At 54.0% G+C, this 15,192-nt stretch carries 12 protein-coding genes, 1 pseudogene and 1 riboswitch; of the genes and pseudogenes, 9 read left to right on the top strand and 4 right to left on the bottom strand.

Annotated features, from left to right (window positions below):
* Positions 1 to 45: 45 nt before the first annotated feature.
* Both FYC48_RS12565 and FYC48_RS12560 read right to left on the bottom strand, forming a co-directional pair.
* Positions 46 to 1,773, bottom strand: coding sequence for a metallophosphoesterase (locus FYC48_RS12565; protein ID WP_149497052.1), 1,728 nt, complete (start codon positions 1,771 to 1,773; stop codon positions 46 to 48).
* 712 nt (positions 1,774 to 2,485) lie between these two features.
* A complete protein-coding gene (locus FYC48_RS12560) occupies positions 2,486 to 3,205 on the bottom strand; it encodes a hypothetical protein (RefSeq protein ID WP_149497051.1) in 720 nt (239 codons plus the stop codon).
* 578 nt (positions 3,206 to 3,783) lie between these two features.
* Between FYC48_RS12560 and FYC48_RS12555 the strand changes: the two genes are divergently transcribed.
* Complete coding sequence (locus tag FYC48_RS12555) at positions 3,784 to 5,244, top strand: polymorphic toxin-type HINT domain-containing protein (protein ID WP_149497050.1); 1,461 nt, start codon at positions 3,784 to 3,786, stop codon at positions 5,242 to 5,244.
* Positions 5,245 to 5,248: 4 nt separating this feature from the next.
* Positions 5,249 to 5,602, top strand: a complete 354-nt coding sequence (locus tag FYC48_RS12550) for a hypothetical protein (protein ID WP_149497049.1) — start codon at positions 5,249 to 5,251, stop codon at positions 5,600 to 5,602.
* 191 nt (positions 5,603 to 5,793) lie between these two features.
* On the opposite strand, the gene FYC48_RS12545 is transcribed toward FYC48_RS12550, so the two are convergent.
* Together FYC48_RS12545 and FYC48_RS28400 are read right to left on the bottom strand one after the other, a co-directional pair.
* Entirely contained in the window at positions 5,794 to 6,432 is a 639-nt protein-coding gene (locus tag FYC48_RS12545) for a DUF4437 domain-containing protein (RefSeq protein ID WP_200836594.1), read from the bottom strand.
* A gap of 222 nt (positions 6,433 to 6,654) precedes the next feature.
* Positions 6,655 to 6,822, bottom strand: a pseudogene (locus tag FYC48_RS28400) (alkyl/aryl-sulfatase); the annotation flags it as partial.
* 93 nt (positions 6,823 to 6,915) lie between these two features.
* Positions 6,916 to 6,975, top strand: a riboswitch (guanidine-III (ykkC-III) riboswitch).
* Positions 6,976 to 6,989: 14 nt separating this feature from the next.
* On the opposite strand from FYC48_RS28400, the gene FYC48_RS12535 reads away from it, so the two are divergent.
* The 7 genes from FYC48_RS12535 (at position 6,990) to FYC48_RS28815 (ending at position 14,934) form a co-directional block, all read left to right on the top strand.
* The gene (locus tag FYC48_RS12535) at positions 6,990 to 7,304 is read left to right on the top strand and encodes a DMT family transporter (protein WP_149497098.1); all 315 of its coding nucleotides are present in this window, start codon (positions 6,990 to 6,992) and stop codon (positions 7,302 to 7,304) included.
* Between the two features lie 493 nt (positions 7,305 to 7,797).
* Entirely contained in the window at positions 7,798 to 8,307 is a 510-nt protein-coding gene (locus FYC48_RS12530) for a peroxiredoxin-like family protein (protein WP_149497048.1), read from the top strand.
* A 253-nt stretch (positions 8,308 to 8,560) separates the two neighbouring features.
* Entirely contained in the window at positions 8,561 to 9,547 is a 987-nt protein-coding gene (locus tag FYC48_RS12525; protein WP_149497047.1) for a zinc-binding dehydrogenase, read from the top strand.
* Positions 9,548 to 9,901: 354 nt separating this feature from the next.
* Entirely contained in the window at positions 9,902 to 11,578 is a 1,677-nt protein-coding gene (locus FYC48_RS12520; protein WP_149497046.1) for an aryl-sulfate sulfotransferase, read from the top strand.
* Between the two features lie 794 nt (positions 11,579 to 12,372).
* Positions 12,373 to 12,900, top strand: coding sequence for a sigma-70 family RNA polymerase sigma factor (locus tag FYC48_RS12515; protein ID WP_149497045.1), 528 nt, complete (start codon positions 12,373 to 12,375; stop codon positions 12,898 to 12,900).
* A complete protein-coding gene (locus FYC48_RS12510; protein ID WP_149497044.1) occupies positions 12,897 to 14,189 on the top strand; it encodes a FecR domain-containing protein in 1,293 nt (430 codons plus the stop codon). Before FYC48_RS12515 ends, FYC48_RS12510 begins: the two co-directional genes overlap by 4 nt.
* A complete protein-coding gene (locus FYC48_RS28815; protein ID WP_390622119.1) occupies positions 14,134 to 14,934 on the top strand; it encodes a carbon-nitrogen hydrolase family protein in 801 nt (266 codons plus the stop codon). The genes FYC48_RS12510 and FYC48_RS28815 overlap by 56 nt, the downstream gene beginning before the upstream one ends.
* Positions 14,935 to 15,192 lie beyond the last annotated feature (258 nt).

Genomic DNA, 15,192 nt, shown 5'->3' with positions numbered 1-15,192 from the left:
ATCGCCCGGCCGCAAGTCTATCGATGCGAGCCAAAGAAGTCTGCGTTATTCCTTCGCCGATGGCGTTAGGCTGAGTCGAAACTGATGCTGGGGATCGGTGTTGAATCGATCCAAAACGGGTGAATAGGTGCGTACTTGGATCGTCTCCCCATCGGGCAGGAATTCCATCAGGCGTAACCAACCCTGTCCACCTTCGGTCAACATTTGATAGTTGGCTAGGACTTGATGGACTAGGCTTCCGTTGTCGGTCTTCGAAGTCACGCGTCCCGCTCCGTCTCCGAGGACATGGCCGGAGAGTACTAGCACGACGTTGTCATGTTTATGAATCACTTTCCGCCAGATGTCACCGGCATCGTTGACGCCTTCGGAACTGTTTTTAACACCATAGCCATACGGACTCCAGCTTTGGTCCGTTCGCTGCGTGACGTCATACACTGAATCATCAAAATAGGTGTAAGCATGAGTGACCAAAATCGCTCGTCGATCCGAGTGCTTCGTCAACAATTCGTCAGCCCACTGAACGGCCCGGTCGCGTGGCGCCCATTCGAGAGCAATTCCGATCCACTCGATTCCTCCGGCTTCAAACAGCGAATAATTGTTTTCGGTGCGACCCGAGTCCAGTGTTCCTTGGAATGAATCATGCTTGGCAAAGTCTTCCACGGTCAAGTAGTCGCTCATCAGCGATTCGTGCGTGGCTCCGTTCCCGCGGGGGCCCATGTCATGATTGCCGGGGGCACAGATCACAGGCAGTTTTCCCCACAGCGGCTGCATCGCTTCTTTCGCATTCTCCCATTGCTCGGGGGTGTTACGGTTCGTGATGTCACCTTCGTGAAACACGGCCGCGATGTTCAGGCGGTCGAGGTTTTTGGCAACCCACTCGGTCTGAGCAACAAAGTGCTGCGGAAAGCGTTCACTGTAAATCTGTGTGTCTGGTAGGGCGACGACGGTCGTCGAACCCGCGACGAAATCCCATGGTTCCGGTGGCACATAGGGTTTGGTGGGTTCGACCGCGGGGCCGTTCCCATTGGCTACAGCCAAGACGTAGTCATGAAGACCAGCGAAGAAGGCTTTCGATGCATTGTGAAATTCTACCGGCGCTGTGACCTCTCCGTCTTTGTTTTCCAGTTTGTCGAAGAACAGCGACGTCAGCAGCAACCGTCCTTTGCCGACGGCGGCTTCGACGAGTACCGGATCGCGATTGGTAGCGTCCAAGGTAAGCAACACGCGAAAGCCTTTTTGGTCTCGCAGGCTTTCCCACGAACCGCGGCGGTGATGCATCGGAAGCTCGAGTTGCTTATTGTTGGTCGAACGGCGTGGAAGTTGTGCGACGAGGGGATGTGAGTCGGCCAGGACCAGTACCGGGTTGCCGTCTTTATCGGTGCGTTTGACGTTCAACTCCTTCGGGATAAACGCAGGCGATGATTCTGTTTGATCGGCCTGCGTCAGTTGCAAAATGACACCACCCTCATCGAGGAACCCCTGCAACGAAGTGGCTTGTTCCTTGGACCACGCCCGATAACGCGGATCTTCGGAAAGGAACGATCCCAATACCAACAGGTCGCAATCGGCATCGATGCCGCTCTTGGGATCAAAGGGAGTTGCAGCGAATCCGGCGCTCGATAGACAACGTTGCAATCCGGTTTGATGGGTCCACTTGTCGGTGATTTCCCAGAACTGAGCCTTCGGTTTTTGTTGAGCACAAACGTGCCCCGAGGCTCCGGTGATGAGCAAGAGAGCAAGGACCGTTAAGTTTCGAAGAAGAATGTTCGGCATGCGAGATCGCTCCTAAAATCAAGGCTGTCTGGTCGAGTTTGCGGTGCAGGTTGTTACCGCCTGGGTGTGAAAAAGAATCAATCCCGAGGCGACACCGAGGTTGGTATATCCGCAATCATCGCACACGAAGCGTTGCGGATCGTTCGATCACAAGCTTGGATAGCAGGCAGATATCAAACGAAATACCAGATGTATTCAGGGTGAACTATCGTGATACGACATTCACCGCCGGAGTTATATCGAAACCGAAAGCCCCAAGGTAGAAGACTCCAATGTGAAAAAGGTGTCAGGACTCTTTTCGTTGGCTTCACCCCTCTTCGGGAGACGATTCGCAGACGGCTGCAGGTCGAATAGCGACCGAAGTGTTACGGCAGGAACTTCACGGTTTCGCTGTTGCCTCCAGTTCGCTTCCGGGCTGGCGGCTACAACCCAGGCCAAGTAACCACTGATTCGGCGACCCTAAATCGGACGCCAACGGGATTCCAGCAATCGAGCTGCCAGGACCTTTCGTGAAAGCGTTGGCGTGCGCCGAAGAGAACGTCTGGTGATCGAAACGCTCGGCGGCCTGATGATCTACTCGGATGTACGACGAACATAGTCGCCTTTTGCTTCGCAAACGTAGCGATTGCGTACGCACCTTTCACGAAGTGAAAGGCGACGATAGCTACAAGAACGGCCCGTCGGCGTGTTCCGTTCCGGGGGAGCGGCGATTTTAACGGCGTCGGCGTCCGGTCACCAACGCGGTGAGCAGCAACAGGCAAGCGACACCACCTGGCTCGGGAATGGCTGTGACGATGATACGGCGATTGCTGCTGAAGCCGACGAGTTCGGTACCAAAGTAAATGTCTAAATCTCCGGAACTTGTAATCACCGTTCCGGCGGACGGGGGCAAGCCATCAAAGGTCGACGTGAAACTAAACCCTTGCGCCGGGTCAGTCGTCAGCAATAGCCCCGCGCTTTCACCCGTCAGAACTTCAAATGCAAACGAGTCGCCGGAAACAGAGTAGTTTCCTGAGAGAAAGCTAGAGGGATCACCAGTAGCGAAACCCGGGTCGGTATTGTCTTGAACGACATTGGTAATTTGGCCAGAGTAGTCGGCGCCGGTGAACGGAGGAATATTTCCGAAACGGAAATCGCCATTGACGACCCCCGATGTATCGGTCCCGACGAACTCCCATCCAAATACCGAAATGATTGGGATGGTGTCGCCAACTTGGTCACCGATATTCAAGCCGGCTATCCCGGTCCCAACGACATCGGAAATGACAATCTCGGCACCGGGGTTGATCACTGTTCCTCCGTTGAGCGTGATGTCTTGGATCGCGGTCGCATGAAATGAAATCTGGCCCGCACCGATTAATTCGGCATTGGCGGGTGGGGGCGAATGAGTGACCCAAAGCAAAACGACTAAAAAAGCTGGTAACCGCCGCATCTTCTTCACCTCGTTGCAATTCGCAGACCTTAGAAAACCGAAAACGAATCGTCGGCACCTACCGCACGATACGGCCCTTGCTCCGCTAGGGAGGGGGTTTATGGTAGCTTGTCGAGATGGCTGACGCAATTTTCTCTGCGGCAAAAATTCAAGACGGCGAGTGACGGAAAAGTTGAGTGAGGCTCGTTGTCAGGTTTCGTGTTCCGCCGGTAATTCGCCGAGCTCTTTGCGCAATCGATCGGTCCCGCCGGCTAGCTCGCATCCAAAAAGGTGTCAGGACTCTTTTCGTTGGCTTCACCCCTCTTCGGGAGACGATTCGCAGACGGCTGCAGGTCGAATAGCGACCGAAGTGTTACGGCAGGAACTTCTCGGTTTCGCTGTTGCCTCCGGTTCGCTTCCGGACTGGCGGCTACAACCCAGGCCAAGTAAACACTGATTCGGCGACCCTAAATTGGATTCAAACGGGATTCCAGCAATCGAACTGCCAGGACCTTCGGCTGGTGACGGTCTGGCGAATCTGCCAGAAAAGCCGTTGTTCTTGAACGTTCTTATGGCGTTTCACCAGGACTTCGTCGCCGATGTTGGTTTCTGTTCTTGGGATGCGTTATCCTGTCGATGCCATGCAATCACAAATCTCCCATGACCATTACCGCAGGGTTCGGCTCCTCGGATTTTTCCTTGGCGTGGCCGGTCTTGTCTTTGCCGCCTGCTTGATTGTTCAGGGGGCAGGTCAGGCTTCGAAGTCATCAAAGTCCGGCGAGCAACCCGTCGGGCTTTTGCCTACAAACTTGGCGCCGTCGTTAGGTCGTTTGCCAAGCACAAAGCCAATCGAAGAAATCCGGGTTGGTGATCGGGTCTTGTCTCGAAATCCTGAAGTCACCGATGCCGAACGCGCGCGTTGGCAAGATCCCGATTGGGAGGACTGGCTACACCTTCGTCTCGTCATGGCCAAAGACGATGGATCGGAACTGCACATCGAATTGCTGCGTCCCGAGTCATGGGTACTGGAGCGTCTTTCGTATGTCACCGACGATCGAGTTTCGGCGTCGACTGCTGTTGGAACTATCGCGAATGTAACGCTTGCTTCGCCGCAGGTCCGGCGACCCCTCACGCCAAAGGGATCGAAACGAGCGACGCGTATAGACTCTGATCCGCTCTCCCCACTGCGACCATTCTATCGCGACATCATGCTGACGTCGGCCGAGCTAGCGACGTCCGGTACTGATTTGATTGGGATCACGGTGGCGTTGGACTTGCCGGAGATGGGAGCGGTAGGAACCGCATATGTCACTGCGGTCGATCGCTGTCCTCCGATCAGCGAAGGCGCCGGCCAACCGGTCACCGCCACGTTCGCACACCGATCTTCGACGGAGGTGTTGGACATCATCTTTGAAGGCGAAGACGAACCGATTGGAGTCACCGACAACCACTTGTTCTGGAGCGTCGATGACCAGCGATTCGTTCCGATCGGCGAAATGAAAATTGGCGACCGAGTCCAAACCTACTCGGGCGACACGAAGCGAATCGCCGGCAAATTGCCGAGACCCGGCCCACAAGCGGTTTACAACCTCGAGGTCTACGGCGAACACGTCTACTTCGTCGGCCAGCAAGGCTTACTGGCCCATAATCTGTACGGTGAGGGCAACGTTCCCGGCAGCAATGCCCTCAATAAGCTGATACCTGACGCAAATGGAGGAGTCGGAAAGTACTCTCAGGTCAAAGGGCATCATGTTCATGCGAAAGCGGGCTTTAAAGACGCTGTGAATTACAGCAAGAGCAAAGGTTGGAGTATCAGCCAGAGCTACATGAAAGATCATGGTTGGGATCACCAAGCGATGACGAACAAGCAGCGAGAGCTTTTTAATGAATTGGCTCGGAGCGGACGTCCGAACACACTGAAGGAACACACTCGGATTGCAGTTGAGGCGTTGCAAGCCGGTGGCGCGACTCGCATCGAAGCAAGACAGCTTGTCGCTGACTCGCTGCGAAACCTTCGTGAGCAAGGAGTCCGTGTCCCAACCAATATTCCATGGAATTAGAGTGATGTCGAAACAAATTCTTGAAGAACTTGGTAGACGGTTAATGCTAGAGGTCCGTGATGAAACGTTGTCTGACTGGGAGATGATTCTTGACGGTCGAATGAAGGGAGAAAGAGCGGAACGCATTCGAGAACTGACCAAGGATAAAGACGGAGGTGCTCTTGCTTCCGCTATTCCCGAAGTAGTCGATTCTGTTTTGCATCATCTGTTGCGTTGGCTTGAAGAAGAGGAACAGTTCCGATTGGTCGCGCAGATCGGAGCTGAGTTGTCGGAAGGCATCGCACAGGAAAGCGACGGCCTATCGGGAGAACTTCACACTAGCGAGGGTTGGATAGCAAGATATAGCGAATACAAGTAGGCGGATCGCTACGCGCTGAAGCGAACAAGTTGTCTGTTTGTTTGGGCAATAGTGCGTTCCCGATCGATAGTGGGCAAGAATAGACCGTGTTGCGTTGCTCGACGATCGGCGGGAGGAATTGACTTTGTTTTGTTTCGCATCGTGGCGGTGAGGTAGACGCAGCGATGTACACCGCGCCGCAATCTATGGTGTTAGATAACCTGGTTAAGTAGGCCTACTTGGACGATTGCCCGTGTCGATTTGCTTTCGATCCAGTCAAGATCGGCCGCGTCCAACCAGACGATGTTAGAGGAGTCCATGTTGACGGGGCGCTCGCCGTTGTCGAATTTTTTATCGGGCCCTTTTACGAGATATGGTCCGCTCTGAATTTCGACGTAGGCAACGCTTTGTGTTCTCGCGGCGGTGAGATGAACTTCGCCTGCCGGTTGAGTCCACCAGGATCCGGCAGGCATCCACATCGGTTCGGCACCCGGATCGTCGTTGTGCAAGGCTCCCGCGATCACGATGCCTCGATACGTAATGTTGTGAACGTGGGGTGGCGAAGAAAATCCGCCTTGGAACCTGACGAGGAACCCTGATTCTCCGTCTTCGGTTTGATCCCCCCAAAGTGTTCCTGCCGCCGGGCTGGTGTCTCCGCGTGCTGGATTCAGATGCCGCCATTTGACCTCCGACACGAGAACCACTTCTGTACCGGCTGCAGTATTAAGAGGCTGCTCCGGATGAACCGCCAATGCCAACTCTCCGGCGACGTTGATTAGCAGGCTACTGCAAATGATCCAGTGGCAAAGCAAAGGTTTGCATCGAAGGCGGAGTGAATACTTGGTTGGCATATCTGGCTGTCGATCGGGTTGGCGAAAGATTGGCTTGGACAGGTCTGGAACTACTCTGAATCTCGGCGGCAACTTGCTGGCGGCGAAGACCATCCTGATTCGTGTTGAAAGCGTGTCGATGGCCAGACAACTGGAACCGCGTGGTCTTTCTGCGTTTTCAAGATTGTACAGTGAGGTACCTGGGGCGCGAGGCAGCCAATTTCCCGTTGCGACGTCCTAACGCTAGAACCAAATTTCGCTCGGTTGTCCGGATTCGAGTTCGTTGGAATGGCTGAGGTAAAAATTCCGATTGGGCGCGTTGAATTTCCTTGCCGCCAGGCCTCGTTGCGCGTTGATCTTTACAATGCGTGCGAGCGGTTGATCGGCGTCTTTGAGCCACTTCACAAAGTCCAATTTCCGTTGGCATTTGGTTGAGGATCACGCGGGGGCGAAAGGATGCACATTGACATGCCTGCTTGGACGGCATAGAACGCTATGAAATAAACACTGCCACCCTGGCCCGGACGATGTGCGACGTACCCGGTAAAGACAAGACGACGCTTCCAAAGGAGCGAGTTATGTCGTGGCTTTTTCTTGTTGTCGCCGGCCTTCTTGAGGCTGGATGGGCTGTTGGCCTAAAGTTAACTGCGGGCTTTACTAAGCCTGTCCCTAGCGTGCTGACCATCGCAGCAATCGTTGCCAGCATGTATTTACTGGCGGTCGCCGCACGAACGCTACCGATTGGGACCGCGTATGCCGTCTGGGTAGGGATCGGCACCTTTGGTGCGATCATTCTCGGCGTGATTTTTCTTGATGAACCGATCAGTGCCGGCAGGATCTTCTTCCTGGTGTTACTACTCGTGTCAATCATTGGCTTGAAGATGACGGCTTGACCGCTGGAGAGCAAGCGAGCCTCGGCTGTTCGCATTAGCAGAGGTTGCCGGAGGAGACGGCCCAAAAACGACCTTGCGGTTCCATTGGTTCAGCGGTCGTCACCTTGACGGCCATGAAAGCGGCGTTCGCGTTCGCGACATCTACGGAAAAGCAGCGCAGTGGATGCGCGTCATCGAAGAAACCGGTGGATGCAAATAAAGGAGCCGACAATACTCGCCACAGGCTCCGAACTTTGCTTGGTCTTAGCAACTCAGGCCCGCCCCAAACGCGTTCGGCTCGTTGATTTCGCCACGTTCTCTGGCGTCCTTGGTTGGTGGAACGACAGGTGAATTGAGTAAGTTTGCCGCCTAACAGCTAAAGACGACGAGGCTTGCCAACCTCGGTATCATTCAGTTCATAAGCCCATCTTTGACTGAAATTTTCGACTCGGACCACTTCAACGAGAGATTTATCAGTCTACGCATGTCGCAACAGAATGAGATAAATGAACCAATGGTCAAACCTCAAGCACAAGTCCCCGAGCTTTCGGTCAAGACAGTCGATGGCCCAGAATGGAATCTCGCGGATCAGTCACCCGAGCATTTCACATTCGTTTTCTTTTACCGGGGGTATCACTGCCCCATTTGCAAAAGCTACCTGCGTAGCATTGATCGAAAGCTGAGTGAACTGACGAAGATGGGGATCAATGCCGCTGCGATCAGCAGCGATAGCGAGGAACGCGCGAAACGCAGCAAAGAAGAATGGAAAATTCAAAACCTGGCCATCGGCTATGAGCTTTCGATCGAAAACGCTCGCCAGTGGGGGCTATATGTGTCAAAGTCAATCAAGCCAGAAGAGCCCGAAGTTTTCAGCGAGCCCGGTCTGTTCGTTGTCCGTCCCGACGGCGAACTTTACGCCGCGTCGATACAAACGATGCCATTCACGCGGCCGAGCATCGATGAGCTTATCTCCGGATTTGACTACATCATTTCAAACGGTTACCCGGGCCGAGGCGAAGCGTAGTCTTGCCAAAAGTCTGAGGTGGAGATGGTATCGCCGATTCACGGAACCTATTCGCCGACTTAAGCAGTTGAATACGAAAGATTCGGCTTAAGTCATTTCACTCTCCCACTGGGAGAGTCGGGCCTTCAGGCCCGGAGAGGGCACCCTCCCCGGCCGTTTGCTCGTCCGACCCTCCCGCAAGCGGGAAGGTGTTATCCAGATGTTTAAACCCAAAGACTCGTGTTTGCCTGCTTATCAGCAAGAGGACCAACGGATGTATACTACTGACGCATGGTGCTGGGGGGCACCGGGAGAGCCGAACACACTGAGTCAACGAACGGTGGACCTCGGCTCGCTCGGCGCCCGAGATGTCTTGGTGGAAAACCAAGCGATCGCCTTCAATCCTGTTGATTGGAAGTTGGTCGAGCATGGACACCGCGACTGGAAACCTGGACAAGTCCCCGGTGTCGACGGGATGGGGAGAATTGCCGCGATTGGCGACGAAGTTCGGCATTTACGAATCGGAACGCGAGTCGCATATCACACCGACTTACGCGGACACGGCAGCTTTGCGAAACACACCGCCGTTCCGGCTCGCGCCGTCATGGCGGTGCCCTCTGCGCTGACCGATGAGGTCGCGGCGTCGATGCCTTGCCCCGGATTGACCGCTTGGCAGGCCCTCTCCAAGTTGCCTGACGTCGCCGGCGAGACGCTCCTGATCGCAGGTGCTGCCGGGAGCGTCGGGCAATTTGCGACTCGGCTCGCCCTGCAACAAAACGCCCGTGTCTTTGCTTCCGCCAGTGCAAGGCATCATGAATGGTTGCGGAAGCTTGGCGTACAGGCTGTGGCAGACTATCACGACAGCGATTGGATTGATCAATTGCGAAAGGCGAATGGCGGACAATCTTTCGGCTCGATCATTGACTTAGTCTCCGCCGAACAAGCGGCCAACTTAGTCGATCATCTTGGCTACTACGGTCACATCGTGGCGGTGCTTGGCCGTGTCGATCCAAACCCGTTGCCAGCGTTTGGTCGATGCGTGTCGTTGCACGAGATTGCACTCGGTGCGGCCCACCAACATGCTTCTGATCAACAATGGCACGAGCTAGTTCACGCAGGCGAATCGATTCTCGACCAGCTTACCAGTGGGGCGTTTGCCGCTCCGCCCATTAAGACTGGACACTTCGATGAACTGTCTACGTTCCTATCGGAATACAAGAACGAAGGGCAAGGGAAAAAGTACATCGTTACGGTTGACTGAAAAGATCCCAAAGGAGATAGAGTTCGCTAGCGTCGGGCTGGCGGTAGGATCTGTACCGACATCGGGACTCGTGGCACCAGTCTGCTTGCGAGTTGGTGTTCATCGTTTTTCGGCTAAGTTCGGTACGTCTCAGCGACTACGTGTCCAAAATCAAAATGTGAGAAACGCGGTTGATCGAAACGGAAGCGATGACAACCTTGGACCCGTTTGTTGCCAGTCAACTCGGGGTGTTTATGAAGGGCTTCGGTATGGGAGTCGAGGGTGGCATGGTCCTGGCAGTTCACTCGACTGCGGCACGACTCTAAGGAAAAACATACCGATTTGTCAGGGATACTTACCAACGGAAAACCCAGCATGGATCTGAAAACGATGCGGACTTGTACGAAAGTGACCGTCGTATTGCTCTTGTTACATTGCCATACGTTTGGTGCCGAAAAGCAAGCACTGCAATTCATCCGCCTTCCAACAGTTGTGCCCAATCCGAATCCGGCGGCGCCTCTGGCGGCTGTGCTTTCGTACGAGGCAAATCAGGACGTAACCGCGGAGGTCAGTCTCACCGACGGGACGAATCGATGGAGCGTTTACTTTGACGAAGCGAAGAAGATCGCGAGTGGTCTCCCCGTGATTGGCTTTCGGCCCGGCAGAAATCATCAATTGACCGTCACTATCAAAAACTCAGCCGGTCAAACGCTTTCGGTGAATGGCCTAGTGTTTCATGCACCGAATATACCGACCGATCCGACGTTGTTCCCGAGGATCGAAACAAGAACAAGTTTGATCGACCGAGTCGAGCCTGGTTATCGCCTTCTCAATCCACGGCGAAGAGTCCCGCAGGGAGCCCAATTGAACGAGGAGCAACAGCGTCGCTTTGGAGAGAGTTTTGGGATGCTGCTGATGGTCGATCGGCATGGAACGCCCGTTTGGTATTACCAATGCGAATCGCGAATCGCGGGTTTTGATTATCTCGACAACGGGCGCATTCTTTTTGTAACCGCCGACTTTCGACTTGTTGAAATTGATTTACTGGGAAATGAGACACGATCCTGGTATGCGGCGGAGCGTCCCCAAGGTTACGCCGAAGACTCTGAAGACGTGCCGGCGCTCACGTTTCACCACGACGCCGATTTGTTACCCAGTGGAAATTTGATCGCTTTGACAACGAAGCGGCGGAGGATCAACGACTATTTCACAAGTGAGACGGATGTCGATGCGCCGCGTCAGACTCAGTGGGTGATGGGAGACCGGGCGATTGAATTCACGCCGGACGGTCGAGTGCTTTGGGAATGGGATGCCTTCGAGAATTTGCCTGTCAGACGGTTCGGCTATGAAACGTTTTCGAACTATTGGAAACGACGGGGGTTCCCTGACACGATTGACTGGTCGCACGCAAATTCGATCACGAAGCTTGATGACGGTTCGGTCATGGTCAATTTTCGCTACCAGAGCGCGATCGTCAATTTTGATCCCGCCGACGGAAAGATTAACTGGATCTTTGGCGAGCCAAGCGGTTGGCCGGAAGAGCTTCAGTCAAAGCTGATTCGCTTGGAAGGCGATGCTCGTTGGCCTTGGCATCAACACGCACCCGTGTTTACCTCGCAAGGCACGCTGCTGCTGTTTGACAACGGCAACTATCGTGCTCGCCCTTTTGACCAGCCGACACCGGTCGCGGAAACGCGAAGTCGGGCGGTCGAGTACAAGTTAGATCTGGAAAAGATGACCGCACGGCAAGTCTGGACTTCGGAAACGGCGGAGGACAGGCCGCTCGTTTCGGTCGCAATGGGAAGTGCTTTAGAACTTCCTGAAACCGGAAATATCCTCGCAGGCTACGGAGCCGTGTTTGATCCATCCAGGATTAACGAAATCACTTGGAGCAACCGACGAGGGTTCAACCAAATCACCCGATGCGTCGAGTACACTCGGGAAACGCCCTCGGAGGTCGTCTGGGAGTTGGAGCTAAAACCGACTGGCTCAGCCCCCGAAATCGGTTGGAATATTTTTAACACGCAAGTCGTGAGGCTTTCAGCAAGGTGAGCCTCTCTGATCGCCAGTTCAGCGGCACTGTTCGTTGGGCGTTGTTCGTTGCGCACTGTTCACCGGACTGAATCAAAATGATGCAGCTCGCAATCACTCCAACTGCAGCAATAACACCCCCTTCTAGTTTCTTTTGACTGTCGCTCGGCTCTCCGAGCCGTCAACGTTTTCGTCGAGCATTGTCGGCTCGGGGATCCGAACGACACTCGTTTTAGGCTCAACACCTAGCCCGGCCGTCTAATTCCGGGCGCGTCGCCTCGTCCATGGCGGTTGCTTCGTCGGACAACGAGGGGCATTTCATTGGATTCTCTTTCTAGTGCTTCTCGGGTCGTGTGTCCTTGGACAACCGAGTCCGCAAAAACTACCTCGACCGATAGAGGGCTGGACACGCGCGCTCAATTAGCCATGGCAGAAAGAAAAGAATGAGGAAGTGGGGGACCTGCAGCCTGCCCCTTATCAGCGTGGTGGCGATTGAACCGCTTCTGTTTTTGGCTTCTTTCTTGGCCGGCCTCGTGGCCGGAGGGTGGACCAAATGCCATTTCGTTCGCAGGTTTCTTCGATCCACTCTTGAGAACCGAATGGGCGTCCCCGCGTGATACAGATCCGAACGGCGTCCAGTTCGTCCTGCGTGAGCGCTGTGTTGACTCGGTTTTTCTATTGGTGCGGACGACGACTGCTGCCAACAAAGCCCCCTTGCCGTTTTCGCTTCCTCGTAGGCAACCTACATTCGAAAAAAATCTCGAAAACATGTAACAGTTCTGCGTACCAATGGAGAGAACACAAGAGAGGATTTCATGCGCAGCGAACAACAGATTCGATTCACCAAACTCTGGACGGAGGTTCAGCCGGCTGTGGCGATGTATGTCCGGGCGATTGTACGTGACCCCCACGCCACTAGCGACATTGTGCAGAATACTGCGGTGGTGCTGCTAAGGAAGTTTGATGAGTGGGACTCCTCTCGCGACTATTTGCGGTGGGCGATGGGAATCGCGAAGTTTGAATTGCTCGCTTATCACAGAAACTCCGGACGCGATCGGCTTGTGTTCGACGAGTCACTGTTGGATGCCCTCGCCGAATCATGGCCGAGCGTTATTTCGGAAGTTGACCATGAACAATCTGCCTTGCAAGATTGTCTGGAAACTCTTTCGCCCAAGGCGCGTGAGATCGTTAACCTGCGGTATTTTGGCGGTCTCAAGGTGCCGAAGATTGCAGAGCAGCTTGGATTGACAGCTGGAGCGATTCGGATCGCCCTAATGAGAATTCGACATCAATTGGCCGGCTGCGTGGAGCGGCGATTGCAGGTTCATGGAGGCGACGCATGAGTCTGAGCGATGAATGGATTGCCAGTTACCTTGATGATTCGCTAACTGATGAGCAAGCGATAGAGCTCCGCGAATGGCTTCATGCCGATCGTGGCAACCTTCGTAATTTCGCGTTAGCAGTTGCCAGAGACGAACTGCTACGTACCGCAGTCAACTCAACTGAAACGCTTTCCGCTGCGACGGCTCGTCATCAGGTTGCGACAACGATTGACGGTCATCGAAATTTACGTCGTGGCTCATATATAGCAGGGTGGATCATTGCACTCGGCGTCCTCGTTTGTGTTGGGTGGTTTGTCATGCCCCGTCGAACAAGTACAGCGATTCCGACGTTTGTTGGGAGCAATCGTCGCGTAACTTTGCGAGACAGTGCCGGAATCGTGAACGAGCTGCAGCCGGGAGACCGCTTCACGATCGGCAATGTCCGTGTTGAGGGGGACGGGGGGCGTGCGCGTTTCGTCTACGCCGACGGGAGCGAGTTTATACTCGCGGGAGCTTCAGAGGTCGCGTTGGAGTCAGTTCAACAGCAAGGATTGGTACTTCGTCATGGTGCCCTGCGTGCAACAGTTTCACCTCAGCCTCGCCATCAGCCGTGGGTTGTCCGTACTTCCACTGCTGAAGCAGCGGTATTGGGTACATCCTTCGCCATTAACGCCTCGGATACTGAAACGCTCTTGCAAGTCAGCAGCGGTTCGGTCAGCTTCCGTCGACTTTCAGATGACCAGACAGTGACCGTTTCGGAGTCTCAGCAGGCTCGAGTCAGTCGCAGGGCGCGTAACTCACTGCACTTGGTGGCCGTAGTGCCAGTTCAAACACATTGGAAAGCTACAACAAACCAGCAACAGTACGATTGGTTGGGAGATTGGGAGTCGAATATTTTGAACGCGACGCCACGATCGGTGTTTCTGAAAGACACCGGAGTTGAAGAAACCCACTTCCATGCCGGGGCACGAAACAGTTTTCCCGGTTTGGTGACATTGGAAGAAGGCTCGGTAATTCGTATCCGCTATCGGATTGAGCGACCACTGAACCTTGGTTTGTTTATCTCAACTCACGCACCATCTTGGGATTTTACGGGGAACTTTCAAGCATACGTTGAGGAACGGAATACTCCGCCGGATGGTGATGGTTGGCGAATCGCGACCATGCCCATCGGGGTGTTTAAACCTATGGCACGCACCGCGATTCCGTTTAAACCTGGCTGTATCATCGCCACGATCTACGCAACGACATTTAATGATGATGTGGGATTGGAGATCGCAGAACTTGAAGTTGTACCGCAACGCAAATGATGTCCTTGTCAGACCCGAAGCAACGCACATGGGAGTGGCTATGAACGGAGAGGAATGGTCACCCCATCATAGATTCTGTTTGGCGGTCACTCAGTCGAGTTTCAAGAAAGGCGAAATTAGTGAAAATATACGGCGACACTCCAGGTTGGTGTATTGCACAGCGGCTGATGGCGCAAGGGTAATCTCATTTCCGGAACTCTCGATCACAGGTTATGAGCCCACGGTCGCCGCAGAGACTGCCAACGACACCGGCAATCAAAGATTCGACTCGCTTCAAGGACTGTCGGATCGCCGATACGTGACAATTGTTGCTGGCTGTCCAATTCGCTTAGAGGAAGCCGAGCCATTCATTGGTGCATTCAGTATTCGACCAGAGCTCCCAATTGAATTTTGTCAAAAGCAATTTATCCATCCGGAGGAATTCTCCTGGTTCATTCCTTCAGACGATGTTGTCGTTTACCAATCTCACTGGCATGAGATCGGAGTCGCGTTCTGCGCTGACATCGGCCATCCGGTCCATGCGGTAGACACATTTCAGAAGTTGGGTAATTCCTGCGCTGTCGACGCAATGGCTTTTTCCGAATGCGACTCCCCGGCAGTATACGACCTCGCTAAGTACGCACGCATATATAGATTTCCTACTACGCTGGAGAACTATGTAGCTGAATCCGGTCGTTTACCTACTGGAGGGCGAAACACGGTTAGGGAGGGACACAAATGCCGCGATCAGGAGAATGCGTCGTAATCACGGAAGCCAATCCGGAGGGTTGGCGGGAACAACTAATTTCTTTCCGAGACTAGGAATCGCAGAATGACGGTTCTGGACTTATGCATCGCGAAACTTACGCACCAGGTCACGGAATTTTGGGAAGTTTCAATTGTCGGGTTGATACGAGGTCAATCCGGAACAGCGGACCATCGACGTGCACCTTGAGTGCCATTCGAATACAGCGAGCGTCTTTCGAACCTGCAGCCAGAAAATTCCAGTAAGATTGAACCCTGA

This window comes from Roseiconus lacunae, from assembly GCF_008312935.1.
GTDB classification, from domain to species: Bacteria; Planctomycetota; Planctomycetia; order Pirellulales; family Pirellulaceae; genus Stieleria; species Stieleria lacunae.
The sequence above is the reverse complement of the archived record's forward strand: the minus strand, read 5'-3'. Positions and strand labels throughout refer to the sequence as shown.